The sequence below is a fragment of the Streptomyces sp. SAS_272 genome (assembly GCF_052543235.1).
On sequence record NZ_JBMNDR010000057.1, the window covers coordinates 26,805 to 52,959 of the forward strand.

The following is a 26,155-nucleotide window of genomic DNA, read 5'->3' on the forward strand; positions in this document are numbered from 1 at the left end:
CCGTCCCGCCCGCCGCCCCGGTCGGGGCGGTCACGCCAGCCAGACCGTCGTGTCCGGACCCAGCCGGCCGTCGCCGGGCAGCGGGGTGCTGCTCAGCAGCACCTCCCCCGGCGGCAGCGGCACGGGCGCGTCCGACAGGTTGGCCACGCAGCGCCAGCCGTCGCGGCGGGTGAAGGACAGCACGCCCGGCGGCGTCTCCCGCGCCCAGCTGAGCTCCTCGCCCTCCAGCAGCTTGCGGCGCAGGCGCAGCGCCGTGCGGTAGAGCTCGAGGGTGGAACCGGCCACGCCGTCCTGCGCCTGCACCGAGTGACGCGCGAAGGACGGCGGCTGCGGAAGCCACGCGCCGGCCGCGCCGAAGCCGTACGACGGGCCCGTCGTCGTCCACGGCAACGGCACCCGGCACCCGTCGCGCCCCTTGCGGACCCGGCCGGTCTGCTCCCACACCGGGTCCTGGAGGACGTCCTCGGGCAGGTCGGCGACCTCGGGCAGGCCCAGCTCCTCCCCCTGGTAGAGATACGACGATCCGGGCAGCGCCAGCATCAGCAGCGTCGCCGCCCGCGCCCGGCGCAGACCGGCCCGCTCGTCGACGCGTGGGGCACGGCCGCCGGACAGCAGCCAGGCGTCGTGGTCCGTGCCCGGCGCGAGCATGAGGCGGGAGGCGTGGCGCACGACGTCGTGGTTGGACAGCACCCAGGTGGCCGAGGCGCCGACGGCCCGGGCGGCGGCGAGCGAGTCCGTGACCACCGCACGGATCTCCTCCGCGTCCCAGCCGGCCTGCAGGTACTCGAAGTTGAAGGCCTGGTCGAGTTCGTCCGGGCGGGCGTACAGGGCCCGTCTCGCGCCCGGCACCCAGGCCTCGGCGACGGCCGTGCGGGGCGGGCTGTAGGAGTCGAGGACGCGGCGCCAGTCGCGGTAGATCTCGTGGACCTCGTCGCGGTCGAAGAAGGGGTGCGCGCCCGGCGCCAGCCGCGCGAGGCCGGCGTCGCCGCTGAGCTCCGGCGCGCCCAGGTCGCGCAGGGGCTCGGCGAGGTCCTTGGCGAGGGCATGGGCCACGTCGACGCGGAAGCCGTCGACGCCCCGGTCGGACCAGAAGCGCAGCGTGGTGCGGAAGTCCTCGCGGACCTCCTCGCGGTCCCAGTTGAGGTCGGGCTGCTCACGGGCGAACAGGTGGAGGTACCACTGGCCGTCGGGGACGCGCTGCCAGGCGCTCCCGCCGAACACGGACCGCCAGTCGGTGGGCGGGAGTTCGCCGCCCGGGCCGCGGCCGTCGCGGAAGACGTAGCGGTCGCGGGCGGGGGCGCCGGGACCGGCGGCCAGCGCCTCCTGGAACCAGGGGTGCCGGTGGGAGGTGTGGTTCGGCACGAGGTCGACGATCACTTTCAGGCCGAGCCGGTGGGCCTCGGCGGTGAGGGCGTCGAAGTCGGCCAGGGAGCCCAGGCGCGGGTCGACGTCCCGGTGGTCGGCGACGTCGTATCCGCCGTCGGCGAGCTCGGACGGATAGAACGGGGAGAGCCAGAGGGCGTCCACGCCCAGGGCGGCGAGGTGGGGGAGCCGGCCGGTGACGCCCCGCAGGTCCCCGAGGCCGTCCCCGTCGGCGTCGGCGAAGCTTCGCGGATAGACCTGGTAGACGACGGCCTGACGCCACCAGTCGGGGCGGTGCGGGGAGAAGTCGGTCATGCACGCAAGTTTGTCCACTGTGCCCCGAAAGCGAACATCGGATCGCCCGGAACGGATCATTCCGTACATGGCGAACATGTGGCGGAATCTTGAACTTCCCAAGGTTTGACGCAGGTTGACAGCGGTCCGGCATGCACACGACGATGGGGCCACGCTGTGGCCTCTGTGACACGTGTGGTCTTCGTGGCGGCTGTGACCGATGAGCCCGGCGATCCTCTCCGCTGCTCCGCTGCTCTCCTGACGCCTTCCGCTGATGCCATCTTCTGATCCGACCAGTCAGCCCAGGCGACTCGCCAAGAACGGGATCCGTATGTCCATAGCGAGAACTGTCACCGTGCGCCGCCTGCTGGGGGCGGGCGCCGTGTCGCTCACCCTGTGCGCCGCCTCCGTCGCCGCCGCCTCCATCGCCTTCGCGGACACCGGGACGCCCGGCGGCGACGGCTGGAAGTCCGGCGGACACTACCGGCCGGGGACGGGCGCGGGCACCGAGACGCAGACCGACCGCTGCCAGTTCTCGCTCGACGGAACGCAGTTCTTCGACTCGGTGCGCGTCGACGACCAGAACCTCAAGCCGACCGAGGACGGCAAGATCCACGTCAAGGTCCGCGCGGCAGGCGACGCGACGACGTGCACCGCCTCCCTGGCCTCCTACCTGGCCCACGGCTCCAGCTTCGGCACCTCCGGTGAGCAGGTCTTCGTCGACTTCGACACCGTGACCGTCAAGCCCGGCCAGACCGAGAGCCTCGACATCGCCGTGCCCGACGCGGGCTGCTTCGCCCAGATCGACCTCTACCGCGGCGCGGTCAAGTTCGACGGCAAGCTCGACGCGAAGGACGGCTTCGTCCACGGCGACCTGCCGAAGGGTCCGAACCGTCCGGTCATCAAGGACAAGCTGATCGCGGCCTGGAACGGCGGCACGAAGGACTGCACGGTCACCGAGCAGCCGCCGGTCGTCCCGCCGACCGCGCCGTCGGGCAGTGCGTCCGGAAGCCCGTCCGGCAGCCCGTCGGGCACCCCTTCCGGCACGCCGTCGACCCCGTCCGGGAGCGACACCGCGTCGCCGTCCGCCTCGCCCTCCGAGAGCGGCTCGCCGACCCCGTCCGCCTCCGAGTCGACCCCCGCGCCCGCCCCCACGCCCAACGGCGGCGGCGGCGACCTCGCGGAGACCGGCGCGAGCAGCGACACGCCCCTGATCGCGGGCGGCGCGGCGGCACTGCTGGCGGGCGGCGCGGCGATCGTCGTCGCCACGCGACGCCGCAAGGCCACGCGCGCCTGACGCAGAGGCGGGACCCGGCCACACGCGGCTGACGCGGAGGCGGGGCCCGGCCACACGCGGCTGACGCGGAGGCGGCGGGCGCCGGCCTTGAGCGTCTGGCACAGAGGCGGGCGCAGGGTGACGGGACGGCCGTACCGGATGACCGGACGGCCGTTCCGCTGTTTCTAGACGCCCTCCACCGCGGTCAGCCACAGCTTCACGTACCGCTCGACGTCCACGTCCAACGCCACGTCCACGAGGGTCAGTTCGCGCACACCCTCGTGGATCTCGGACTCGCCGGGGCGCGGCCTGCGGTCGACGACCGTCTGGCCGCGCGCCGGGCCTGGGGCGAGAGAGACCTCGACCGGGAGGAGCTCGGTGGTCAGGCCCGCCGGGTCGGCCACCGCGCAGAGCGCGCCCGCGTCGCCCAGGCCCCCGGTGGGCGTGGGGTCGCCGGAGCTCGCCGGGTCACGGTGCGCGAGCAGTGCGCCCGCGAGCTTCAGACGCGGCTCCGGGCTCGCCCGCAGCCGTGCCACGTCCGCCGCCGGCACCAGGACCCGCTGGAAGACGTCCAGGCCGTACATCGTGATCGGCACGCCCGCGGTCAGCAGGACCGCCGCCGCCTCCGGGTCGTGCCACACGTTGAACTCCGCGACCGGCGTGGCGTTCCCCGTGGTCACCGCGCCGCCCATGAACACGATCCGCTCGATGTTGCGGGTCACCTCCGGGTGGGTGCGCAGCAGCAGCGCGATGTTCGTCAGCGGCGCGGTGGGGACGAGGGTGACCGGGCGCGGGGAGGCCAGGATCTCGCGGCGCAGCAGGGTCACCGCGTCCACGTCGACCGGACGGCGGGTGGGGGCGGGCAGGCCCAGGTCGCCCATGCCGTCCTGGCCGTGCACATGCGACGCCGTGCGGACGGGCTCGATGAGCGGCCGCTCGGCGCCCCGGGCGACCGGGATGTCCCCCGCACCCGCGTGCTCCAGCACGGTGAGCGTGTTGCGGACCACCCCGTCCACGTCGGTGTTCCCGGCCACGCACGTCACCGCCCGCACGTCCAGGCCGGGATGGCGTACGGCGAACAGCAGGGCGAGGGCGTCGTCGACGCCTGTGTCGCAGTCGATGATCACGGGAATGGGCTGTTCGGACAGTTCGTTCGCCGCGTTCTGCTCGGTCGGCTTGCTTGCCTCGGTCACCAGGGACTCCTTCCGCACCACCGTCGTCCACGACCCTATGCGGGAGCGCTCAGTCCCACAGTGCGGTTCCGCGCGCCGCCGCCCGCTCCGCGATCCGCCCGACCAGGTCGCCGACGGGCAGCTCGCCGGGCCGGCGGCCGTCGCGCAGCCGCAGGGCGGCCCGCTCCGCACGGGCCTCCCGCTCCCCGATCACCGCCTGGTACGGCGCGAGCCGTGCCGCCCGCACCCGTGCCCCGAGGCTGCCCTGCTCGGGGTCCGCGAGCTCCGCCCGCAGCCCGGCGGCCGACGCCCGGCCCACCAGCTCCTCCGCCGCGTCCCGCTGCGCCTGCGACACCGGCAGCACGACCAGCTGCACCGGCGCCAGCCAGACCGGGAACGCCCCGCCGTGCTCCTCGATCAGGTGGGCGACGACCCGCTCCACGCTGCCGAGGACACTGCGGTGCACCATCACCGGGCGGTGCTTCGCCCCGTCGGCGCCGACGTAGTGCAGGTCGAAGCGTTCGGGCTGGTGGAAGTCGATCTGCACGGTGGAGAGGGTCGCCTCGCGGCCGGCGCGGTCGGTGATCTGCACGTCGATCTTCGGACCGTAGAAGGCGGCCTCGCCCTCCGCCTCCTCGTAGGCGACGCCGGCGCCGTCCAGTACCTCCCTGAGCAGCGCGGTGGCCCGCCGCCACAGCTCCGGGTCGGCCACGTACTTGCCTCCTTCACCGGGCAGCGAAAGCCGGTGCCGGGAGGCGCGGATGCCCAGGTCGGCGTAGGCGCGGGCGATCAGGGCGAGCGCCGCGCGGGCCTCGTCGACCGCCTGCTCCAGGGTGCAGAACACGTGCGCGTCGTTGAGCTGGATGGCCCGCACGCGGGTCAGACCGCCCAGCACACCGGACGGCTCGGAGCGGTACATGCCGCCCAACTCGGCGATACGCAGCGGAAGTTCGCGGTAGCTGCGGGAACGGGAACGGTAGATGAGGGCATGGTGGGGACAGAGACTGGGCCGCAGGACGACCTGTTCGGCCCCCAGCTCCATCGGCGGGAACATGTCCTCGCTGTAGTGCGCCCAGTGGCCGGAGATCTCGTACAGCTCGCGTTTGCCGAGGACCGGCGAGTACACGTGCCGGTAGCCGGCGGCCCGTTCGGTCTCCCGGACGTACTCCTCCAGGGTGTGCCGGACGATCGCCCCGTCAGGCAGCCAGTACGGCAGACCCGCGCCGATCAGGGGGTCGGTGTCGAACAGGCCGAGCGCGCGGCCGAGACGGCGGTGGTCCCGCTCCTGACCGGAGCCGGGACCCTCGCCTTCCCCTTCCGGACCGTGGCCGGGGTCGAGACCGTGGCCGGGGTCGAGACCGTGACCGGGGTCGAGACCGTGACCGGGGTCGAGGCGGTCGTCGGGGTCGAGGCGGTCGTCGCAGGCGTGGCCGGGGGCGGAGTGGCGGTCGTTCACGGGGGGCTCCCTCGCTCGGGGCGGGGCGAGTCGGAACCGGGAACGGCGAAGCCCCGGGGCACTCACCCCGGGGCTTCGGACATCCAGTCATGGATCAGCGCGCCGGGACGGTCTCCGGCGTCGTCGTGCGGGACGGCTGGGCGCGCTTCATGTCGGCCACCGTAACGACGGCGGATCACGGCACGCCACCCTTTTTCCGGCGCCTCCCCTTCCCGCGGCCCCCTCGCCGGCACCTCCCCTTCCCGCGGCCCCCTTCCCGGCACCTCCCCTTCGCGCACCCCCCTTGCCGGCACCTCCCCTTCCCGCGGCCCCCCTCGCCGGGCACCTCCCCTTCCCGCACCCCCCTTGCCGGCACCTCCCCTTCCCGCGGCCCCCCTCGCCGGGCACCTCCCCTTCCCGCACCCCCCTTTGCCGCGCCTCCCCCTTCCCGCCCCCCTTTACGGCCGTCGCCCACCCGCCCGCAGCAACGCCGGTAACCCGTACGGACCGCCGCGCTGGTCGCCCCGGTGCACCGGTGCTGACGTGGGAGAAAGCACCTCGGATCGCCCGGCGCCGGCATCGGCCCCGGCGCCCGCGCCCACTCCTGGAGGCACCCCGATGACCCGCCGCCCCCTCCTGGCCTCCACGCTCCTCCTCACCGCCGTCACCGCCCTCACCTCCGGCTGCGCCACCCTCGGACTGGAGCATCCGCCGACCGCCGCTCCCGCCACCCCCACCGTCCAGCGGTCGTCGGCGAAGCCGTCCGCGCCGGCCGCGTCGGCGGGACTGACCAAGGCTCAGGCGCAGGCCGCCCTCATCACCGAGCGGGACCTCGGCGCGCCGTGGACCCCGACCCGCGGCGCCGCCACCTGGCGGGACGGGATGCTCAAGGCGACGGCCTCGCCCGCCGACTGCCAACGGCTCCTCGACGACCTCTACGCCGACGAGCTGCTCGGCGGACCGGCCCGCGCGGTCGTCGCGCTCGACGATCCCGACTCCGGCGCCCAGCTCCGCTACCAGCTCACGGGCAGCCGCCCGGCGGACGTGGACCGCAGCCTGGCCCGGCTGAGGACGCTGCCGCAGACGTGCGCCCGGTTCACCGCCAAGGCGGCCGGCGACGCCGTGCTGGACGTGCAGGTCTCCGAGCTGCCCCTGCCGGAGGTGGGCGACGTCCGGCAGGGGCTCCGGGTCACGCTGACGCGCTGGGCGGGCGCCGGGGAGACCGCCCGGGACGACGCCGGACCGGACGCGGCCGAGAACGCAGGCGGCGCCCCGACGGTCCTCACTCTGGACGTCGCCGCCGTACGGGCCGGCGAGGACGCCTTCGCCCTCACCAACGGCGGACTCGACGACGCCCCCAACGCCGCGACCCAGGCGGCCGTGCAACTGGGCGTGCGCCGGCTGGCGGACGTCAGGAAGCAGGGGCGGGTGCAGATCTGAGCAGACGGAAGACGCCGTGGAGGCAGCGCACCGGTGACCCCGCTCAGAAGTCGGGGTCGTCGAACCGCGTGCGGTGCGCGACCACGTCGTGGGAGAGTTCCAGCACCGTGCGGTCCCCCGCGAAGGCGTGCCCCCGCAGGAGCGCCAGCGCCTCGTCCGCGGCGACGCCGAGCTGCGCCATCAGCATGCCGACGGCCCTGTACACCTCGCCGTGGTCGGTGGCCAGCGGGCTGAGCCAGAGGCCGGCGCCGTCCGGGCCGCCCTGCTCGTCCCGGGGCAGCGTCAGCAGCGCCGCCGTCACGACGTCGGCCACCAACCGCGCGGTGTGCAGCTCCTCGACGGCGAGCTCGCCGGGGACGTCTCGGTAGAGGTCGAGCGTGCCCACGCACACCGCGCGGTCGCCCAGCGGCAGCGCGTAGACCGACCGGACCCCGGCGGCCGCCGCCTGTTGCGCGAACACCGGCCAGCGGCCCGCGTCCCGGCTCGAGGTCAGGTCGGGGGCGACGACCACGGCGCCGGTCTCGGCGGCCTCCAGTCCGGGCCCGTCCCCCAGCGTGACCTGCATCTCCAGCACGTACGCCGCGCTCTCCCCGCTCGCTCCCAGCGGCATCGGCATCCCCTCGCCGCGCAGCGACACGCTCACGCCCGTCACCGGCAGCAGCTTCAGCACGGCGTCGCACAACCGCTGCGGAACGTCCTGGACGACGACGTCGACCGTCTCCCGGGCGATGACGTCGGCGATCCGGTCCCACTCCCGGTCGGTCACGGCCGTCACCTCCGTTCCACCGGTCCGCCCGGCCGTCCGCCCGACGTGTGCTCCGCCCGCCGAGTACCCCGGACCCACCGCGAAAACCGGTGCCACAGCGGCTGCCACAGCGGGTGCTCGGCGGGTGGCCACAGCGGGTGCTCGGCGGGTGGCCACAGCGGGTGCTCAGCGGCTGCTACAAGGGTGGCTGTGCCGGGGCGGGGCCCAGCGTCGTCGTCCCGGGCGCCGTGCGGTGGCCGAGGCCCGTGCGGTACGCGTCGAGCGCCGCCTCCACCCGCCCCGTACGCCGCAGCAGGTCCCCCAGCATCCGGCACAGGTCGGCGAGGTCCCCGGCCGCGCCCGCACGCTCCAGCAGGCTGAGCGCGCGCACATAGTGCTCCTCGGCCGCCTCCGTGTCGCGGGCGTCCTCGGCGATGATGCCGAGGAGGCGGTGAGCGCCCGCCGCGTGCACGGCGCCACGCTCGGGGGACAGGTCGCCGAGCACCTCCCGCAGCAGCGCCGCGGCCTCCTCCGACCTGCCGCTGCGGTGCAGCACGTCGGCCAGCTCCACGGCGACCTGACTGCTGTAGAGGGCGGCGCGCTGTGCCGAGAGCATGGCCTGAGCCTGTCTCAACTCCTCCTCCGCACGCCCCAGTTCCCCGTTCTGGGCAGAGACGTATCCGCGCATCCAGTGACAGTTGGCGAGTTCGGTGCGCAGCTGGAGCTGGCGGTACAGCTCGGCGGCCTTGGCCAGCGAGGCGTCGGCCTCCGCGAGACGCCCCTCGGCGAGCAGCGTGCGGGCCACCGAGCGGTGCATCCGGGCGACCAGCGCGGGGTCGGCGACCTGCGGCGCGAGCGCGAGGGCGAACTCGGCCGCCTGCGCCGCGCGGGCCGCCGCTCCCATGTCCATGTACGGGCCGATGACCGACGCGTAGAGGAGCAGGAGCGCGTCCGGGTCGTGCAGTCCGCCCCGGTTGAGCTCGTCGAGAGTGGACTCCAACAGGTAGACGGCGTAGCGCAGTTCGCCGGCGAGGTAGTGGGCGACGGCGCGGCCGCGCAGGGCGGGGACGCGCGCGGGCAGCGGGGCGCCGGCGAGACGGCTCTCGGCCCGCTCGAAGAAGTCGCGGGCCGCGTCCAGGTCCCCGGTGTCGATCCCGCACTCGCCGAGCCCCAGCAGCGCGGTGGCCTGCTCCTCGTCCAGCGCGTGCTGCTCCGCCTCGGCCAGCAGCGCGCCGTACTGCCGTGCCGCCTCCTCGGCCTCGCCGGTGGCCAGCGCGCGCTGGGCCTCGGTGAGCCGCAGCCGCAGATCGGTGACGAGGCGTGCGGGCCGGCCGGTCGCCAGTTCCTCGAAGTCGACGCCGAGCCGCTCGGCGAGGTGTCTGAGCGCCTCGTCGGAGGGCCGCACCCGGCCCGCCTCCAGCGTGGAGACATAGGCAGGGGTGTAGGTCGGCTCGGCCAGCTGGCGCTGGGTCAGTCCCCGCTCGACGCGCAACCGCTGCACCCGGCGTCCGACGACCTCCGGTTCGTCCCGCTCCACCACTCCCGGCTCCCCCAACCGCCCTTGCACCTCTTGCCGTTGGAGCATCCCAGCCCCTAGGTTAAACAGTGAGTTAAGCACGCTTAACCGCTTGCTGACGCGAGGATCGCAGTCGCCGACGTTGCGAGGTAGCCGTGTCCGGAAACCCCTCCGCACGCCCTTCGGCACGCAGTTCCGCACGCCCCTCCGCGCCCTATGCGAGAGCCCTTGCGGCGGCACTGCTGACGGTCGCGGCCCTGGTCGCCGCCGCCAACGCGGGCCCGGCCGCCACCACCGACACGGCTCCGCCCTCGCCGACGGCCCAGCAGGACGCGGCCGGACACCGCTGACGCCGGGCCGGGCGGGAGCGGGCTCGACCCCGGGTCATGCCGGGCTCAACCCCGGGTCGTCTGCAGCTGCCGCAACTGCCGCTGGACGTGGTCCAGCGCGCCCTCGCGCCGGCCCGGCACCCGGGCCCGCAACTCCGTGATCGCCTGTCCGAGCGCCCGGGCCCGCGTCACGTCGGGGATCCGCCCCCACTGGTGATGCGCCCGGTCGGCCGCCGCCTCCACGGCGGGCGCGTCGACCGGCTGCCCCGCCTCCAGCCGCGCGAAGGCGACCGTCATCCAGGTACGGCAGCTGCGCTCGGCGTCCCCCGCGAACATCGCCAGGTCCGCCCGCACCTCGGCCCAGTGCAACGCCTCCTCGGACCCGGGCCCGTACGACGCGGCCGCGGCCTGCTCCAGCCCTGCGGCGAGAACGTCGGCGTCGGCGTGGCGTCCGGACCGGACGGCGGTGGAGATGGCCTCGTGCGGATCGAGGCCACGCCTCTCCCGCCCGGCCCGGGGCGCCCCGTCCCTGGCCGACGCCGGCCCGGGCACCCGGGGCCGCACGGCGGGGCCGGGGGCCCCGACCTGCGCGACGGTGGCGGAAGGTACCGCGGGGGCCGCGGGGGCGGCTGCAGGAGGAGGTACGGCCGGAGCCGCGGGGGCGATCGGTGCCGGGGCGGCGGCCCGCCCGGCGACGGTCGACTCCGCGGACGTGGCCGGTCCTGCGGAGTCGGAGGCGGCCGGCGCCGCCGGGGCTGCGGGCACCACGAGGACGGAGTCCGCCCCGGACACGGAAGCGGCGGACACGGAAGCGGCGGGCACGGCCGCGTCGGCCGGTCTGCCGGATGCGGAGACGACCGGCGCGGCAGAGCCGACGGGCAGACCCGGGGCGCCGGGCACGACCGGGACGACGGAGGCAGCGGGCACAGGAGAGCCGACGGCTATGACGGAAACCGCCGGTACGACAGGCGAGGCGGGCAAGACGGGCACGACGGGCACGACGGAACCGTCAGGTACACCAGACCCTTCGGGGGCTTCTGCGACTGCGGGAACTGCGGCGGGGGCCGGCGGTGCGACGGAGAACGTGGGCCGGGCGGGAACGCCGGCGGCGGGGACTGCGGCGGCCGACGGCGCCACGACGGACGTGGGCCAGACCGGGACGACCGGGGCGACCGGCGTGGCTGGGCCGGAGAGCACCAGGTCGCCGACCTCACCGTCCCCGGCGATCCGGGTCAGCGCCGCCTGGTGCAGCCGCTCGATCGCCGGACGGCCCCCGCTGCGCAGTATCGTCGCGACCGCCTTCATGTACGTCGGCGCGGCGACCTCCCGTCGGCCCGGCGGCGGCGCGATCCGCCCGTAGACGGCGGTCGCGGGCCCGCAGTCCAGCGGGTTGCCGCGCAGCCACTGCCAGGTCTCCGGGTCCGCGCGCAGATCGAGCACGGCCGTCGTGGACCCGGCCGCCCGCAGCCGCAGCTCCTCCCGGAACCAGTGCCAGGGAAAGCCCGTATAGCGCACGGTGGAGGGCGTCGTCCGGGCCAGCGCCAGGTGCGGCAGTCGCTGCCGCCGGTCGAGTTGCAGCTGCCCCGCGACGAAGAGGGTCAGCGGGCCGGGCGCGGCCGCGGCGGCCCGCAGCCTGGTGAGCACGGCCTGCGGCTCCAGCGGATCGGCGAGCTCGACGACGTTCGCGGTGTCGGCGCCGGCCAGCACGGGAGGCGGCACGGCCGCCAGCACGGGAAGCACGGAGGCCGCGTCGACCAGGCACCCCTTGCCCCTGGGCGAGGCCGCGAGCAGCAGCACGGTTCCGGGCATGGTCCCCTCCCGCATGTCCCCTCCCCTGTCGATCACGTACCTCAGCACCGTAACCGCTGCTGCTGCAAAGGGGAGCCTCAGGACTGCAAACCTCCCCTTACGGGGCCTTCGTCGCCCCGCCGCGGACCGGCGGGGCCGTCCCGGTCCACGTCCCGGTCCACGTCCCGGTCCACGGTCCTGCGCCCGGCCCGTCGCAGGCCCGTCGCAGGCCCGTCGCGGACCCGTCGCAGGAATTCCGGGCATCCGACTTGCCACCGCTCCCGCCCAGGTGTGCTCTGGAAGGCAGGGGCGAGGAGAGAGGAGTCCTCTCATGGCTCATGCGGCACCCGCGTCAGGCGTACGGACCCGGTCGGCACCGACCCGTACCCCCGACGTCTTCAGCGAACGGACCCACCGGGCCGCGGAGTGGACGACGGCCGTGGCACTGGGCCTCGTCTACGGCTACTGGGTCGCGGCCAACAACCGCGCCGGAGGCCCCATCACCGGCTGGAACCTCCTGCTCGGCTTCGTGAGCGCGTTCGCGTTCGCGGCGCTCTGGACGGGTGTGCACGCCCTCGCCCCGCGGATGCGGCGCGAACTGCACGCCCTGCTGTGGGCGGTGTTCGCCGGCTGCGCCTTCGGCTTCCTGTACAGCGAGACCGGCGCGAGCGTGCTGCGGTCGACCGGCTGGGCGCTGGCGGTCGCGGCGTCCACCTTCGCGGCGCTGTTCTTCCGCTTCTACACACGTGAGGACGTGGACGGACACCGCATCCGCTAGGAGGGACCGCCTCTCCGCCAGGAGGGACGCATCCGCACCCGGGCCCCGGCGATGTTCCGCCGGGGCCCGGGTCTTCCCTCATCCCTCCACTCACCGGCCGGCCGGAACCCACTCCCAGCCGTCCGACGAGGCTTCTGACGTCCCGGAGACGGTGAAGCTCCAGGCGCCGGAGAAGCTGAACGACCCGGAGCCCGACACGGCGAACGAGCTGTCGGTGAACGGGTCGTCCCAGTTCGTCCAGTCGCCGTCCTTCCAGCGCGGGCACGGGTCGGCGCAGGCGGGCACGGGTGCGCGGCCGACGTCCACGAAGGCGGCGCTCGCCCAGCCCTGGGCGCCGTAGAGCCAGTACCAGTCCGGGTTGCCGTTCACGCTCTGGCCCTTGACCATGCACTGCACCAGGTCATGGCCGCCGGGCGCGAGCGCCGCCACGACCGGCGCGTGGGTCGTGGGTTCCTGTCGCACGTTCAGCTCGGTACGGGAGACGACGGCGCCCCGGACCGGATCGTCGCCGCCTTCGCCGGTGGACGGGGCCGGCACGGCGGTGGCGCCGCTCGTCGCGGCGGCCAGGGAGCCGCCGGCGAGCAGGGCCGCGGCCAGGGTCCGCAGGGCCACACTGGTGCGCATGATCGGCCTCCTTCTCCCCAGAACCAGGAAACACCCGTTCGGGGGAACCCTCCACCGGAGGGCGTGACCGGGACGCCACCCGTACGGCCGTCATGGGCTCGCGCTCCCCGCCCCGGGCCCGTTGCCTGGAGGCGTGTCCCGAAGCCTGCGGACCGCTCTCTCGGCCGCCCTCATCGCCCTGTGCTGCCTGCTCGTGCCGTTCGGCGCGCTCGCGGCCTGGGCCGCGTACGGCCTCACCGACACGCGCAGTTACGTCACCGCGATGGCGCCGCTCGCCTCCGACCCCGACGTCCGGGACGCCGTCGCCGACACGGTGGGCGACGGAATGGCGCGCGAAGCCGGGATGAACCCGCTCTTCCTGCGGGACGCGTTCCGCTCGTTCACCGCGACCCGCGCCTACCGCACCGCGTGGGACGCGGGCAACGAGGCGGCGCACACCGCGGTCATGCAGGCGCTCCAGGACGACAGCGCCGGCCGCGACGGACGTCCCGTCACGGTGGACCTGGCGACCGTCACCACGCCCCTCAAGCAGCAGCTGACGGTGGATCACGTGCCGTTCGCCGCACGCATCCCCATCGAGCACACGCAGGTGGCGCTGCTTCCGTCCGACGACCTGGCCGCACTCCGGAAGGGCTACCACGTGCTGGACGTCGCAGGCTTCTGGCTGCCTCTGGCGGCCGTCGTGTTCGGCGTGGCGGGCATCGCGGTGGCGGCCTGCCGCCGCCGGGCCATCACGGCGACCGCCCTCGGCACCGCGCTCGGCGGCGCGTTCCTGGGCCTCGCGGTCGCCCTCGGCCGCCGCCTGACCCTCGACGACCTCCCGGACGAGGCTCACCGCCCCGCCGCCGGCGCGGTCTACGACGCCCTCACCGCCACCCTGCGCACGGCCTCCTGGCTGCTGCTGGCGCTGGGCCTGACGGTGGCCGCGGCGACCTGGCTCAGCCGCCCCGGCTCCCCCCTGGCCCGCCTCCTGCGACACCGGCGACGCCCCGCGGCCCCCGCCGCGACGCCGGCCCCGGCACCCCCTGCGGAGCCGACACACGTCAGGGCCTGACCGTCCGGGGCGCGACGGTCCCCGACCGGAGGGCGGCGCAGGGGACGACGGGCGGCCGGCCGGCAGCAGGCGCGACGAGGCTCCGGGCGACGCGACGCGACGCGACGCCGGTCAACGCGACGCGCCTCGGGGCGACGTGGCTCAGTGGCGACGCGACGAGGCTCCGGGCGACGCGACGCGACGCGGCTCAGGGACGGCGTGCCCCGAGGCGACAGGGCCCGAGGCGGACAGGGCCCGAGGCGGCGATCGGACCGCCCCCGACGAGGTGAACGCGTCCGCGGCGGGCCCGGGCCGGCTCAGCCCACGCCGTTCGCCGCGGGTCCGCCCGCCGCGACGCCGGCCAGCACCCGCAGCGCCCGCGCGAGTTCCCCTTCCGTCGCGGACGCGAGTCCGAGCCGGACGGCGTCCGGGGTGCGGTGCGGGTCCACGGCGAACGCGGCGCCGGGAGTGACGGCGATGCCGTGGGCTGCCGCCGCGGCCGTGAAGGCGTCCGCCCGCCACGGCGCGGGCAGCTCCCACCAGGCGTAGTAGGCGCGCGGATCGGTGCGGACGGCGAACCCGTCGAGGGTGTCGGCGAGGATCGCCTGCCGACGTGCGGCGTCCGCCCGCTTCCCCTCGACGAGCCGCCGCACCACACCCTCCTGCGTCCACCGCACGGCCGCCTCCACGGCGAACCGCCCCGCGCTCCACCCGCCGGACCGCACCGCGGCCGCCGCCTCCCGGATCCGGTGCTCCGGCACGACGAGGAAGCCGACGGCAAGTCCCGGCGCGACCCGTTTGGACAGCCCGTCCACCACATGGACCAGACCGGGGGCGTGGACGGCGAGCGGCACGGCGTCCGGATGCAGAAACGACCAGATGCGGTCCTCGACGACGGGCAGCCCCGACCCGACCGCGAGCAGCCCGATTTCCCGCCTGCGGCCGTCGCCCGTGGTCAAGGACGTCGGATTGTGGAGCGTCGGCTGGAGGTAGAGCGCGGAGAGGGGGGCCGCACGGTGGGCGGCGGCGATCGCGTCGGGCCGCACGCCTTCCGCGTCGCCGGCGAGCGGCACGAGCACCACGCCCAGCCGCGCGGCGATCTCCTTGACCAGCGGATACGTCAGCTCCTCCACCCCGACCCGGCCGCCCGGCCGGACGAGCGAGGCGAGCGCGGCGGCGATGGCCTGGCGGGCGTTGCCGGTGAAGAGGAACCGGTCGGGCTCCGGCCGCCAGCCGGGGACGGCGAGCAGCCGGGCGGCGGCCTCGCGGGCGGCCGGCGTGCCGTCGGCGGCGCCCGGACGGAGCGCCTCGGTCAGCACGTCGGGCCGCAGCAGCGGCGCGAGCCCCGGGGCCAGCAGCTCCGACTGCCCTGGCGCCGAAGGGTAGTTGAGCTCCAGGTTGACGGGTGCGGCGGTGGCCGACTCGACCAGCGCCCGCCCCTGCGCGGTGGGCGGCGCGGCCCGCACGAAGGTGCCCCGCCCCACCTCGCCCACCACCAGCCCGCGCCGGACGAGTTCGCCGTACACCCGCCCGGCCGTCGACGGCGCGATGCGGTGCCGTCGGGCGAACCACCGCTGCGGCGGCAGCCTTTGGCCGGGACGCAGCCGTCCGGTGGCGATGTCGTCGGCGATGCGGTCGGCGATCGACCGGAAGTCGGCCATCGGAACACGGACCTTCCACGAGAGTGCGACGTGCGACGCCGGCGACGCCATCGGCCTCATTGCACCGAGAGCAAAGATCTTATTGCACCGAGCAGCGAGACCGCCCTACCGTCGCCGCATGGCACCCTTCCTCGCATACGAGGACAAAGGAGCGGATACGCCTCAGGCGCTCCCCCTCGTCCTCGTCCACGGCCACCCCTTCGACCGGACCATGTGGGCCCCGCAGATCGAGGCGTTCTCCGCCACCCGCCGGGTGATCGCCCCTGACCTGCGCGGCTACGGCGCGTCCCCGGTGGTCCCCGGCGTCACCCTGCTCTCCCGCTTCGCCGAGGACCTCGCGGAACTGCTCGACGACCTGAAGGCGGAGGCGTTCGTCCTGGCCGGTCTGTCGATGGGAGGCCAGATCGCGATGGAGTGCTGCGCCCGCTTCGGCGACCGCGTCCGCGGCCTGGTCCTCGCCGACACCTCCCCCGCCCCGGAGACCCCCGGCGGCCGGACGGCGCGCAACGAGATGGCGGACCGTCTGCTCGCCGAGGGCATGCGCGGCTACGCCGACGAGGTGCTCGAGAAGATGGTCGCCCCCACCGCGCACCCCGAGGTCAAGGCGCACGTCCACCGCATGATGACGTCCACCGACCCGGAGGGCGCCGCCGCGGCCCTGCGCGGCCGGGCCGAACGTCCCGACTACCGGCCCCTGCTGACCCGCGTCGCCGTCCCCGCCCTGGTCGTGGTCGGCGAGGACGACGCGTACACGCCGGTGTCGGACGCGGAGGCGATGCACGCCCTGCTCCCGCACTCCGTGCTGCACGTCGTCCGGGGCGCCGCCCACCTGCCGAACCTGGAACGGCCGACGGAGTTCAACGAGGTCCTGGCACGGTTCCTGGCGGCTGTGGAGCCGTAGCCCCGCCGTCTCCTCCGAGCCGGTCCTCCGCCGTCTCCTGAGAGCCGGTCCTCCGCCATCGCCCCCGAGCCGGTCCTCCGCCGTAGCCTGCGCGCTCGTCCTCCCGCCCGCGCCTGAGCGCCCGACCTCCGCCATGGCCTGCGCGCCGGTCCGCCCTCGCCTGCGCGCCCGACCTCCGCCATGGCCTGCGCGCCGGTCCGCCCTCGCCTGCGCGCCGACCGCCACCGTCACCTGCGCGCCCGACCCCCGCCGTCACCTGCGCCCCCGACCTCCGCCGGCGCCAACCCCGCCCGACCTCCGCCGGCGCCCCCGAGCCGGTCCTCCGCCGTCACCTCCGCGCCCGACCCCCGTCGGCGCCAACCCCGCCCGACCTCCGGCGGCGCCCCCGAGCCGGTCCTCCGCCGTCACCTCCGCGCCCGATCCCCGCCGTCACCTGCGCGCTCATAATGAGCGCATGTCCCGCGAGTTCCCCATCGGCCTCACCCCTCCCGACTGGCTGGTGCGGAACCTCCAGCCGCAGCGGGCGGCCCCCCTCAACCGGCCCGCCGTCGCCCGCGCCGCGCTCGCGATGACGCTGCCGCTGGCGATCGGCCTCGCCGTGGGACAACCGTCCTACGGCGCGCTCGCCTCCATGGGCGCCCTCTCCGGAGTCATCGGCGACACCGCCGACGCCTACCGCATGCGCATCCTGAACATCGCGATCCCGCAACTGTTCGGCGCGGTCGGCGTGACCCTGGGATCCGCCGTGTACGGGCTCGGATGGCCCGCGGTGGCGACCGTCACCGGCGTCGCCCTGGTCTCCGGGATGATCTCGACGATCGGGGCCGTGGCGTCCGTGTCCGGACTGCTGCTCCTGCTCAACTGCGTCGTCGGGGCCGGGCTGCCCATGCCCGGCCCCTGGTGGCTGGCGCCCCTGCTGATGACCGGCGGCGGACTGCTCGTGCTCCTCCTCGCCCTGCTGGCCTGGCCGCTGCGCTCCGGGGTCCCCGAGCGCAGCGCGGTCGCCGCCGCCTACCGCACGGTCGCCGACCTGCTGGCGGCCTGCGGAAGCGACGTCCCGGACGCCTACGAGGACGCCCGGCACACCGTCACCCAGTCGCTGAACCAGTCGTACGACCTCATCCTGGCCCGCCGCACCCGCCACCACGGCCGCAGCCCCGAACTGACCCGGCTGGTGGCCCAGTTGAACGCCGTCACCCCGGTCGTGGAGGCGGCTCCCGCAGCCCATCTGGCCGGCCGCCCGCTGCCCCCGGAGGTCCCCGCGGCGCTGCTGCACCTCGCGCGGGCCGTCGAGACCGGCTTCACCGGACCGATAGACCTCGGGCTGCCCGCCCCCGACTCGGAGACCTCGCGCGCCGTCGACCACGCCCTGCGGCACGCCGCCGAGGTCGTCGCCGCCCCTGACGCCGAACCCGGCGGCCCCGGTGCCGGCGCGGCGGACGACCGGCTCGGCCGCCCGGCGGGGCTGCGGGCACGGGCCGGCCGCGCCGCCCGGGACGTCGCCCTGTCCGCCGCGTCCTGGCGCTACGGCCTGCGTCTCGCCCTGTGCATCGGGCTGGCCCAGGTCCTCGTCTCCACGGTCCCGGTGGCCCGCTCCTACTGGGTCGCCCTCACCATCACCTTCGTCCTGAAGCCCGACTTCGGCTCGGTGTTCTCCCGGGCGCTGCTGCGGGCGCTGGGCACGGTGGCCGGACTGGTGGTCGCGGCAGCCGTGCTCTCACAGGTGCCGAGGGGGTGGTGGGACGTGCCGGTGATGCTCGTGCTCGCCCCGCTCATCCCGGCGCTCACCCCTCGCGGCTACGGCTACCAGACCGCCGCGATCACCCCGGTGATCCTGCTCCTGTCGGACACCCTCAACCACCAGGGCGCCGCCCTGCTGCTGCCCCGCCTGGCGGACTCCCTGATCGGCTGCGGCATCGCGCTCGTCGCCGGCTATCTGCTCTGGCCGGAGAGCTGGCACACCAGGGTCGGCGCCAAGCTGGCCGACGCGGTCGCCGACACCGCCCGGTACGCGGACGCGGCCTTCGGGCCGGACGTCGAGCCCGCCGCCCGCGCCCGTATGCGCCGCCGCCTCTACCGCGACCTGTCGGTCGTCCGCACGGAGTTCCAACGCGCGCTGACCGAGCCGCCGCCGACCGGGCACCGGGCGGCCGCCTGGTGGCCGCTGGTCGTGGCGGTGGAGCGGATCGTGGACGCGACGACCGCGGCCCGGGTCCGCGTGAAGCACGGGGCCGCACCGCCGTCGGCGCAGGAGGTCGCCCAGGTCACGCTGCAGCTGGACGAGCTGGCGGAGGGCCTGCGGGACACGGAGGTCCTGTATCCCGTCCGTACCGACCTCACGGGATCGCCGGACAGCGTCCTGCAGCCGCTGCGCCAGGAGATCGCGGCGGCACGGGCCATCACCTCCCCCACGGTGTGACGGCGGCACGGCGGCACGGCGGCACGGCCGCACGGCGGACGGCGGCACGGCGGACGGCGGACGGCGGCACGGCGGCACGGCGGGCTTTCGAGGCGGTGTTGACACACCCGCATTCCGCACACTCACCCCTGCCCAAGATCACCGCCAGGGGCCGCTAACCTTACGTGTCCGTCCTGGCCAGGGATTGACGGCTACAACTCATGCGAAGGGTTGCGCAAATGGGCATTCTCACTCTCCTGCGGAATGCATTCGGCAGGTCCCGCAAGGGGACCACGGCCGAGGCAGAGGGTGCGGAACAGGTTCCTTCGCAGGAACAGACCGCCGCCGCGGAGCCGTCCGCGCCGACGTCGACACCGACGCGGGCGCAGGAAACGACACTCCCCTCCCCGTCCCCCTCTCCCTCTCCCTCTCCCGGGCCCACTCCGACGGCCCAGGTCCCGGAACCTCGCACGGAGTCCCCGAACGAACACGACCTGGTAGCGGCGGCCTTCGACAACGTCTCGGTTCCCAAGCCGACGAGGTCCGAGGAGAACACCGCCCCGGAGGCCGCCCCCGAGCCGGAGGCGTCCACGGACACCGGAACGGCGACCGAGACCGCGCCCGCCGCCGAAGCGAAGCCCGAAGCCGAGAGCGCGACCGAGGCGTCTGCGGAGACGGAGACCGGCGACACGACGGACGTGTCTGCCGAGAACGAGACCGGGACCGGCGCCGCGACCGACGCGAAGCCCGAGCCCGCGACGGACGCCGACGCGAAGCCCGAGCCCGACGCCCAGGCCGAGACCGGCGCCGATGTGAACGCCGAGGCCGAAGCCCCGGCGGAGCCGACGGCGGACGCCGAGGCGAACGTCGAGGCCGAGCCGCAGGCGGCAGCGGAAGAAGCCCCGGACGCGGCTGAGGCGGACGCCGCCACCGAGGAGCCTTCGGCGGACACCGCCGCGGAACCCGAGCCCGCGGCCGAGGCCGACCCGAAGACCGAGGCCGAGACCGAGGCCGAGACCGAGACCGAGGCCGAGGCGCAGGACACCGCAGTCGCACCGGCCGCACCCGCCACGGAGCCCGAGCAGACGACGCCGACCGCCGAGGACGCGCCCGAGACTCCGGCGGAGGCCGAGGAGCTCTCGCCCGAGACTCCGGCGGAGAACGTGACCGAGGAAGCCGAGGTGTCGACCGACGAGCCGGCGGCCGAGATCCCGGCCGAGCCGAAGGCCGATGAGGAGCCGCAGGCGGACAAGACCGCCGTCGAGGCCCCCGCCGCCGAGGCCCCCGCCGAGCCGGAGCCGGAGGCAGCGGAGCAGGCCGACACGGAGCCGGCGGCCGAGGTCGCGCCCGTCGAGGAGCCGACGGCGGACACCGCCCCGGAGACGGACGCAGCATCGGAGACCGAGACCGAGACGGAGACGGACGCCGAGTCCGCCCCCGAACCCGCCGCAGCGGCAGCGGCGCCCGACGCCGAGCCCGCGGCCGCCGACGGCGAGGACGCCCCGCAGGAGTCACCCGCACCCGCCGACGAGACCCGCACGGGTGGTGCGGATGAGAACGACAACGCCGAGGCCGAGGCCGAGGCCGAAGGCGAGGCCAAGGCCGGCGCCGCCGCGGTCCCCGCAACCCTCCGGACCGCGTACACCGCCGCCGCCACCGCCCTCGGGAACGTCGGCCTCGCCGACGCCCGGGCGAAGGTCTACCTCGTGCTCGACCGCTCCGCGAGCATGCGCGCGTACTACAAGGACGGCTCCGCCCAGGCCCTCGCGGAGCAGACCCTCGCCCTCGCCGCCCACCTGGACCCGGCGGCCACGGTCCCCGTGGTCTTCTTCTCCACGGAGCTCGACGGCACCGGCGAGCTGACCCTCGCCGAGCACGAGAACAAGATCGACGAGCTGCACGCCGGCCTCGGCCGCATGGGCCGTACCAGCTACCACGCGGCCGTGGAGGAAGTCCTCGCCCGCCACGGGAAGGAAGCCCCGGGCGCCCCCGCCCTGGTGGTCTTCCAGACGGACGGCGCCCCGGACGCGAAGACCCCGGCGACCCAGTCCCTCACGGACGCCGCGGAGAACCACCCGGCCGTCTTCTTCTCCTTCGTCGCGTTCGGCGAGCACGACAACAAGGCCTTCGACTACCTCCGCAAGCTGAAGACCCCGAACACGTCCTTCTTCCACGCGGGCCCGACCCCGCGCGAGCTGACGGACGCCGAGCTGTACGAGGGCGTCCTCGCCACCTGGCGCCCCTGACCCGCCCGACGGCCCGCCCGACCGGGGCCGTCGCCCCGCCCGTGCCCCCGGCCGCCCGCCTCCCACCCCGTAAAACGGGAGGCGGGCGGCCCACCCGTGTCGGCTACGATTTCAAGTTCAAGGCCCATAAGAGGACCGCCGAAGAACGACCGACTGGGAGCAGCCTCCGATGGCTCGACACCTCATCACCAGCGCCCTTCCGTACATCAACGGAATCAAGCACCTGGGCAACATGGTGGGGTCCATGCTCCCGGCGGACGTGTACGCCCGGTACCTCCGCCAGCGCGGCCACGACGTCCTCTACATCTGCGCGACGGACGAGCACGGCACCCCCGCCGAGCTGGCCGCCAAGGAGCAGGGCCTCCCGGTCGCCGACTTCTGCGCGCAGGCGCACGACGCCCAGAAGGCCGTCTACGACGGCTTCGCGCTGGCCTTCGACTACTTCGGCCGCAGCTCCTCCCCGCAGAACGTCGAGATCACCCAGCACTTCGCCCGCCGCCTCAACGAGAACGGCTTCATCGAAGAGCGCGCCATCCGCCAGGTGTACAGCCCGGCCGACGGCCGCTTCCTCCCGGACCGCTACGTCGAGGGCACCTGCCCGCACTGCGGCTACGACAAGGCGCGCGGCGACCAGTGCGAGAACTGCACCCGCGTCCTGGACCCGACGGACCTGATCGACCCGCGCTCGGCGATCTCCGGCTCCACCGACCTCGAGGTCCGTGAGACGAAGCACCTGTTCCTCCTCCAGTCCAAGCTGCAGCACGAGGTCGAGGAGTGGGTCTCCCGCCACGAGGCCGACTGGCCGCAGCTGGCCTCCTCCATCGCCCGCAAGTGGCTGACCGAGGGCCTGCACGACCGCGCCATCACCCGCGACCTGGACTGGGGCGTGCCGGTCCCGGCCGACACATGGCCGGAGCTGGCCGCCGAGGGCAAGGTCTTCTACGTCTGGTTCGACGCCCCGATCGAGTACATCGCCGCGACGAAGGAGTGGTCGGACGCGGCCCCCGCCGGTGAGACCCGCGACTGGAAGTCGTGGTGGTACGAGGCCGACGCCGGCGAGAACCCGGTCCGCTACACGGAGTTCATGGCCAAGGACAACGTCCCGTTCCACACGGTGATGTTCCCGGCCACCGAGCTGGGCGTGCGCGAGCCGTGGAAGAAGGTCGACTACGTCAAGGCCTTCAACTGGCTGACGTACTACGGCGGCAAGTTCTCCACGTCCCAGAAGCGCGGCGTCTTCACCGACCAGGCGCTGGACGTCCTGCCCGCCGACTACTGGCGCTACTTCCTGATCGCCAACGCCCCCGAGTCGGACGACTCCTCCTTCACCTGGGAGCACTTCACCGCCACGGTGAACAAGGACCTCGCCGACACCCTGGGCAACTTCGTCAACCGCGTCCTGTCGTTCTCGAAGAAGCGCTTCGGCGACGAGGTCCCGGCGGGCAACGCGCCCGGCGAGGCGGAGACGAGGCTCGGGGAGCAGATCGCCGAGCTGCTCGCCGAGTACGAGTCGCAGATGGAGGCCCTGCAGTTCCGCAAGGCGGCCGCCGCCCTACGCGCGCTCTGGTCGGCGGGCAACTCCTACCTCGAGGAGAAGGCCCCCTGGCTGGAGATCAAGACGGACAAGGACGGCGCGGCCCTCACCCTGCGCACGGCGATGAACCTGATCCACCTCTACGCGGTGGTCTCCGAGCCGTTCATCCCGGCGACGGCGAAGATCATGCGTGAGGCCTTCTCCCTGGCCGACGACACCGCGACCTGGGTGACGGCGAACGAGGCCCGTGCCCTCGCCTCCGTCCCCGCCGGGACCCCGTTCACCGTCCCGCCGGTCCTGTTCGCCAAGCTCCAGGACGAGGACCTGGCGGCCTACAAGGAGCGCTTCGGCGGCACCGAGGAGTGACACGCCGCGCGGGGGAGGGACGTTTTGCGCCCCTCCCCCCGCGTCGGGAAGAGAAGCCGCAGCGGAGAAGACGTGGAGGAAAAGACGGACGGCGGCTTCCCCCCTCTTCGGCATGTTCTCGCCAAGCCGTATGGTTTCCGCCATGGCAGTCCCAGTCCCCGACGTCATTCCGATCGCCTACGAACCGAGGCACCGCACCGAGTCCATCGGGCGGTACGCGGACGGTCAGTTCCTCGCGTCGGTCACATACGCCTTCCCCCAGGGCTTCCGTCTCGACGACGGCTGGGAAGAGCACAAACGCCTCTACACCGTGCTGCACACCTTCGACGCCGAGGGCCGCTACCGCGACTCGGACATCTGGTGCGCCGGCACCTGGGCCGAGCAGCAGCGCGACCCGCACGGCGACGACTCGGTCCTCACCCGCGCCCGCGTCCGCCTGGCCACCCTCCTGCGCAGCCTGCCCCGCCGCTCCTACACGGACATCGCCATCCGCCCGTTCCGACTCACTTACGAGAACGTCCTGTTCGGCCTGGTGATCCGCGAGGACGAGGACGACGACGGCGAACCCGAGACCTGGGCCGAGCTCTACCCGGACCGCCTCGCCTTCGCCGCCCCCTGGAACGGCGCCTACGACACCTGACCGCCCCCCGCGAGCCGTTTCTCCTCAGTACTCCGACGCATGCGCCACGAAGTTCGCCCATGCGCCCGCCGTGAGCGCCAGGCGAGGCCCTTCGACGTTCTTGGAGTCACGGACATGGACGGTGCCGGGAGCCGTGGCGATCTCAACGCAGGAGTTGCCGTCCGTGCCGCTGCTGTAGCTGCTCTTGAACCAGGCCAGTTCAGAGGCATCCTCGGTGGAGGCCTTGCGGATCATGTCTCTCCCAGCAGTTGTTCGATGAAGGCGAGCGACTCTCTCGGCGGGAGAGCCTGCGCCCGGATGGTGCCATACCGCAGTTCAAGGATGCGCAGGTCCCTGGCCTCAGCAGTCGGTCGGCCGTTGAACGCACCGTCACTGCGCCCCACGGCCGTACCGTCCGGAAACTTCAGCAACTCGATCTTGCCGTCCACGCCTGGGTGGGCATCGGTATTCGTCGGCATCACCTGAAGCGTGACGTGGTTCAACCGCCCCACCCCCAGCAAATGTTCAAGCTGACGCTGCCACGCCATTGTGCCTCCAACCGGTCGGCGCAGCGGTGTCTCTTCCAGGACGAAGTGGAGGGAGGGCGCCGGATCGCGCTCGAACACGGTCTGCCGAGCCAGACGGGCAGCCACCATGCGCTCCACGTCGTCCGAGGAGTACGGCGGCTGCGCAGCCTCGATCAAAGCGCGGGCGTGTTCCGGTGTCTGCAACAGCCCATGGATGCTGTTGCACTCGTAGATACCGATCTCAACCGCGTTGCCCTCCAGTTTCCCCAGTTCCCGAACCTTTTTCGGATACCGGACCTTTTTCACGTCCTCCCAGGCTGCCGCGACGAGGCCGCCCGCCGCCAACACCTTGTCGGCCTTGTCCAGGTACTCCTGGCGAGGGATCCGCTTTCCGCCCTCGACCTTGTAGACCAGGTCCTCTCCGTACCCGACCGCCACCGCGAACTCGGCGGCCCGCATCCCCGCCGCCTCCCGCCGCAGCTTCAACTGCCGCCCCACGGTGGTGATGACGGCGACGCCCCACTCGTCGTCCGGGTCCACCTCCCACCCCGGCTCGTCCGCCTCGGTCCTGAGTCGTCGTACCTCGCCGTCCACCGACATGTCATGCCCTCCGGTCGTCCCGCCGTGCCGCAACGCCCGTATCCGTGGGCCCCGCACCGGCAGCCCGGACAACAGTGGACAAGGCCCGGACAGTCACCCTACGCATCGACGTCGTCACTGCTCACGGTAAGCACGCACCGCCACGCTCAGTGACGTGAACCAGAAAAACTCCACCCGACTCCACCCCCCGGCGCGTCACTTCGACGTCCTGCTGGCACCCGCGCAACGCGGTGTGCACCGAAGTTCGCAAACGTGGGCTCCGGTGGCTCGGGCGCTCTCCTCCAAGGAACACGAGGGGGAAAGAGACCCCACCAAGCCCCACCCCTCCCGCCCACGGCGCATGCTCACTCTCGCGAGTGAACATCACCAACTCAGCTGGATTCGGTACCGGTTGCCTGCTCTACGCTCAGCGCGACACAGCACGACACAGCACGACGCCCCCCAGACATACGACGGCCCCCGCAGGGACTGGCATCCCTTGCGAGGGCCTGACCACCTAGGAAGCAACACCTTCCCGATGGACATCCAAAACCCTAGCGCGCCCCCGCCCTCCCAGTCCCGTAACAGCGGGAAAAACCACCCTTCCCGGCACGCCCACGCGAAGACGCACCCCGCCGGCGTCACCCACGACAACTCCCGCCACACCACCCGCTTCACGGTGATCGGCAACCACCTCGCCCAGCACCCGGAGCTGTCGGGACTCGCCATCGGACTGGCCGTGTACATCCAGTCCGTCCCCACCGGCGCCCCCGTCGACATCAAGACCCTCGCCGCCCGTTTCCCCGAGGGCACGACCCGTATCGCCGCCGCGCTGCGCGAGCTGGAGACCCACGGCTACCTGCGCCGCACCCGCGTACGCACCGAGACCGGCCGCATCGTCACCCGCACGGTCTCCTGCAACCAGCCGGGCGGACCCGGCAACGCGACGGCCGGCGCCGCCCCCGAGCCCCCGGCCCGCCGCGCAGCCGCCGCCCCGCAACAGAAACCCGCACGTCGCGCCCTCCCCGCCGTACCGCAGCCCGCGTACACCTCCCCAGCCCTCCTCCAGGCCGCCACGGACGTCCTCGCCGGCCTTCGCCGCGAAGACCCCCGCCTCCTGCTCTCCGCCACCGACGCCGAGCACCTCGCTCCCGGCGTCGCCGCCTGGCTGGAACGCGACGTGCCCCCCGCCGCCGTACGCCGCGCCCTGGCCTGCGACCTGCCGGCCGAGCCCCTGCACCGCCCCGCCGCCCTCCTGGCCCACCGCCTTGCCGCCCAGCTACCGCCCCTGCCTCCGTACCGCGCCCCCGAGCAGCCCCCGCCCGTCAGACACCCCCTCCACAACTGCGAAACCTGCGACCACGCCTTCCGCGGCCCCGAACCAGGCTCCTGCCAGGCGTGCGCGTCAGCGGGCGGAATCTCCGCAGTCCCCAACGCCACCGATTCCGTACCGGCAAGATGACCCGCACTGCCCCGCCCTTCCGCTTTGAGGATGCTCTCCACCCCGACGGGACCTCACGTGCTCCCCGGGC

Annotated in this window: 21 protein-coding genes; 11 read left to right on the top strand and 10 right to left on the bottom strand. The window is 74.1% G+C overall.

What is annotated here, in order from left to right:
• Positions 1–30 precede the first annotated feature (30 nt).
• Entirely contained in the window at positions 31–1,677 is a 1,647-nt protein-coding gene (locus ACN6LD_RS27995) for a glycoside hydrolase family 13 protein (protein ID WP_319196065.1), read from the bottom strand.
• A gap of 310 nt (positions 1,678–1,987) precedes the next feature.
• Between ACN6LD_RS27995 and ACN6LD_RS28000 the strand changes: the two genes are divergently transcribed.
• On the top strand, positions 1,988–2,953 hold the full coding sequence (locus tag ACN6LD_RS28000) for an LAETG motif-containing sortase-dependent surface protein (protein WP_319196063.1): 966 nt from the start codon (positions 1,988–1,990) through the stop codon (positions 2,951–2,953).
• A 164-nt stretch (positions 2,954–3,117) separates the two neighbouring features.
• Here ACN6LD_RS28000 and ACN6LD_RS28005 read toward each other — a convergent pair whose 3' ends face one another.
• Together ACN6LD_RS28005 and thrS are read right to left on the bottom strand one after the other, a co-directional pair.
• Positions 3,118–4,080, bottom strand: a complete 963-nt coding sequence (locus ACN6LD_RS28005; RefSeq protein ID WP_319196075.1) for a nucleoside hydrolase — start codon at positions 4,078–4,080, stop codon at positions 3,118–3,120.
• 94 nt (positions 4,081–4,174) lie between these two features.
• Complete coding sequence (gene thrS, locus ACN6LD_RS28010; protein WP_445044645.1) at positions 4,175–5,560, bottom strand: threonine--tRNA ligase; 1,386 nt, start codon at positions 5,558–5,560, stop codon at positions 4,175–4,177.
• A 597-nt stretch (positions 5,561–6,157) separates the two neighbouring features.
• Here thrS and ACN6LD_RS28015 point away from each other — a divergent pair.
• Positions 6,158–6,979: a hypothetical protein gene (locus ACN6LD_RS28015; protein WP_445044646.1), complete on the top strand. Its 822-nt coding sequence runs from the start codon at positions 6,158–6,160 to the stop codon at positions 6,977–6,979.
• A 43-nt stretch (positions 6,980–7,022) separates the two neighbouring features.
• Here the strand turns inward: ACN6LD_RS28015 and ACN6LD_RS28020 are convergent, their stop codons facing one another.
• Positions 7,023–7,745, bottom strand: a complete 723-nt coding sequence (locus ACN6LD_RS28020; protein WP_445044647.1) for a GAF and ANTAR domain-containing protein — start codon at positions 7,743–7,745, stop codon at positions 7,023–7,025.
• 175 nt (positions 7,746–7,920) lie between these two features.
• A complete protein-coding gene (locus tag ACN6LD_RS28025) occupies positions 7,921–9,264 on the bottom strand; it encodes a helix-turn-helix domain-containing protein (protein ID WP_319198037.1) in 1,344 nt (447 codons plus the stop codon).
• Between the two features lie 131 nt (positions 9,265–9,395).
• Between ACN6LD_RS28025 and ACN6LD_RS28030 the strand changes: the two genes are divergently transcribed.
• Positions 9,396–9,590 (top strand): hypothetical protein, encoded by a 195-nt coding sequence (locus ACN6LD_RS28030; protein WP_319198036.1) that lies wholly within the window; start codon positions 9,396–9,398, stop codon positions 9,588–9,590.
• Between the two features lie 45 nt (positions 9,591–9,635).
• Here the strand turns inward: ACN6LD_RS28030 and ACN6LD_RS28035 are convergent, their stop codons facing one another.
• Positions 9,636–11,378 (bottom strand): hypothetical protein, encoded by a 1,743-nt coding sequence (locus ACN6LD_RS28035; RefSeq protein WP_445044648.1) that lies wholly within the window; start codon positions 11,376–11,378, stop codon positions 9,636–9,638.
• A gap of 310 nt (positions 11,379–11,688) precedes the next feature.
• Between ACN6LD_RS28035 and ACN6LD_RS28040 the strand changes: the two genes are divergently transcribed.
• Positions 11,689–12,135, top strand: a complete 447-nt coding sequence (locus ACN6LD_RS28040; RefSeq protein ID WP_319187548.1) for a hypothetical protein — start codon at positions 11,689–11,691, stop codon at positions 12,133–12,135.
• 90 nt (positions 12,136–12,225) lie between these two features.
• Here the strand turns inward: ACN6LD_RS28040 and ACN6LD_RS28045 are convergent, their stop codons facing one another.
• Entirely contained in the window at positions 12,226–12,759 is a 534-nt protein-coding gene (locus tag ACN6LD_RS28045; protein WP_445044649.1) for an SH3 domain-containing protein, read from the bottom strand.
• Positions 12,760–12,892: 133 nt separating this feature from the next.
• Between ACN6LD_RS28045 and ACN6LD_RS28050 the strand changes: the two genes are divergently transcribed.
• Positions 12,893–13,813 carry a hypothetical protein gene (locus ACN6LD_RS28050; RefSeq protein WP_319187552.1) on the top strand — a complete coding sequence of 307 codons (921 nt, stop codon included), beginning with the start codon at positions 12,893–12,895 and terminating at the stop codon, positions 13,811–13,813.
• A gap of 296 nt (positions 13,814–14,109) precedes the next feature.
• Here the strand turns inward: ACN6LD_RS28050 and ACN6LD_RS28055 are convergent, their stop codons facing one another.
• Positions 14,110–15,453 (bottom strand): aminotransferase-like domain-containing protein, encoded by a 1,344-nt coding sequence (locus ACN6LD_RS28055; protein ID WP_445044650.1) that lies wholly within the window; start codon positions 15,451–15,453, stop codon positions 14,110–14,112.
• A 118-nt stretch (positions 15,454–15,571) separates the two neighbouring features.
• On the opposite strand from ACN6LD_RS28055, the gene ACN6LD_RS28060 reads away from it, so the two are divergent.
• The 5 genes from ACN6LD_RS28060 to ACN6LD_RS28080 all read left to right on the top strand — a co-directional run bounded on the left by ACN6LD_RS28060 (position 15,572) and on the right by ACN6LD_RS28080 (position 23,538).
• A complete protein-coding gene (locus tag ACN6LD_RS28060; protein WP_319187555.1) occupies positions 15,572–16,354 on the top strand; it encodes an alpha/beta fold hydrolase in 783 nt (260 codons plus the stop codon).
• Between the two features lie 454 nt (positions 16,355–16,808).
• A complete protein-coding gene (locus tag ACN6LD_RS28065; RefSeq protein WP_445044651.1) occupies positions 16,809–18,773 on the top strand; it encodes an FUSC family protein in 1,965 nt (654 codons plus the stop codon).
• 218 nt (positions 18,774–18,991) lie between these two features.
• Positions 18,992–20,998: a VWA domain-containing protein gene (locus tag ACN6LD_RS28070; protein WP_445044652.1), complete on the top strand. Its 2,007-nt coding sequence runs from the start codon at positions 18,992–18,994 to the stop codon at positions 20,996–20,998.
• 169 nt (positions 20,999–21,167) lie between these two features.
• Complete coding sequence (gene metG / locus ACN6LD_RS28075; RefSeq protein ID WP_445044653.1) at positions 21,168–22,898, top strand: methionine--tRNA ligase; 1,731 nt, start codon at positions 21,168–21,170, stop codon at positions 22,896–22,898.
• Between the two features lie 142 nt (positions 22,899–23,040).
• On the top strand, positions 23,041–23,538 hold the full coding sequence (locus ACN6LD_RS28080; protein WP_319196031.1) for a hypothetical protein: 498 nt from the start codon (positions 23,041–23,043) through the stop codon (positions 23,536–23,538).
• 24 nt (positions 23,539–23,562) lie between these two features.
• Here the strand turns inward: ACN6LD_RS28080 and ACN6LD_RS28085 are convergent, their stop codons facing one another.
• Both ACN6LD_RS28085 and ACN6LD_RS28090 read right to left on the bottom strand, forming a co-directional pair.
• Positions 23,563–23,772 (bottom strand): DUF397 domain-containing protein, encoded by a 210-nt coding sequence (locus ACN6LD_RS28085; protein ID WP_445044654.1) that lies wholly within the window; start codon positions 23,770–23,772, stop codon positions 23,563–23,565.
• Entirely contained in the window at positions 23,769–24,644 is an 876-nt protein-coding gene (locus ACN6LD_RS28090) for a helix-turn-helix domain-containing protein (RefSeq protein WP_445044655.1), read from the bottom strand. Before ACN6LD_RS28090 ends, ACN6LD_RS28085 begins: the two co-directional genes overlap by 4 nt.
• Before the next feature lie 517 nt (positions 24,645–25,161).
• Here ACN6LD_RS28090 and ACN6LD_RS28095 point away from each other — a divergent pair.
• Positions 25,162–26,085 carry a helix-turn-helix domain-containing protein gene (locus tag ACN6LD_RS28095; protein WP_445044656.1) on the top strand — a complete coding sequence of 308 codons (924 nt, stop codon included), beginning with the start codon at positions 25,162–25,164 and terminating at the stop codon, positions 26,083–26,085.
• The last annotated feature ends 70 nt before the right edge of the window (positions 26,086–26,155 follow it).

Excerpts from the sequence above, each read along its gene's own strand:
- ACN6LD_RS27995 (WP_319196065.1), bottom strand. The coding sequence starts at position 1,677 with ATGACCGACTTCTCCCCGCACCGCCCCGACTGGTGGCGTCAGGCCGTC.
- ACN6LD_RS28000 (WP_319196063.1), top strand. The coding sequence starts at position 1,988 with ATGTCCATAGCGAGAACTGTCACCGTGCGCCGCCTGCTGGGGGCGGGC.
- ACN6LD_RS28015 (WP_445044646.1), top strand. The coding sequence starts at position 6,158 with ATGACCCGCCGCCCCCTCCTGGCCTCCACGCTCCTCCTCACCGCCGTC.
- ACN6LD_RS28035 (WP_445044648.1), bottom strand. The coding sequence starts at position 11,378 with ATGCCCGGAACCGTGCTGCTGCTCGCGGCCTCGCCCAGGGGCAAGGGG.
- ACN6LD_RS28040 (WP_319187548.1), top strand. The coding sequence starts at position 11,689 with ATGGCTCATGCGGCACCCGCGTCAGGCGTACGGACCCGGTCGGCACCG.
- ACN6LD_RS28045 (WP_445044649.1), bottom strand. The coding sequence starts at position 12,759 with ATGCGCACCAGTGTGGCCCTGCGGACCCTGGCCGCGGCCCTGCTCGCC.
- ACN6LD_RS28055 (WP_445044650.1), bottom strand. The coding sequence starts at position 15,453 with ATGGCCGACTTCCGGTCGATCGCCGACCGCATCGCCGACGACATCGCC.
- ACN6LD_RS28060 (WP_319187555.1), top strand. The coding sequence starts at position 15,572 with ATGGCACCCTTCCTCGCATACGAGGACAAAGGAGCGGATACGCCTCAG.
- ACN6LD_RS28065 (WP_445044651.1), top strand. The coding sequence starts at position 16,809 with ATGTCCCGCGAGTTCCCCATCGGCCTCACCCCTCCCGACTGGCTGGTG.
- ACN6LD_RS28070 (WP_445044652.1), top strand. The coding sequence starts at position 18,992 with ATGGGCATTCTCACTCTCCTGCGGAATGCATTCGGCAGGTCCCGCAAG.
- metG (WP_445044653.1), top strand. The coding sequence starts at position 21,168 with ATGGCTCGACACCTCATCACCAGCGCCCTTCCGTACATCAACGGAATC.
- ACN6LD_RS28080 (WP_319196031.1), top strand. The coding sequence starts at position 23,041 with ATGGCAGTCCCAGTCCCCGACGTCATTCCGATCGCCTACGAACCGAGG.
- ACN6LD_RS28085 (WP_445044654.1), bottom strand. The coding sequence starts at position 23,772 with ATGATCCGCAAGGCCTCCACCGAGGATGCCTCTGAACTGGCCTGGTTC.
- ACN6LD_RS28090 (WP_445044655.1), bottom strand. The coding sequence starts at position 24,644 with ATGTCGGTGGACGGCGAGGTACGACGACTCAGGACCGAGGCGGACGAG.
- ACN6LD_RS28095 (WP_445044656.1), top strand. The coding sequence starts at position 25,162 with ATGGACATCCAAAACCCTAGCGCGCCCCCGCCCTCCCAGTCCCGTAAC.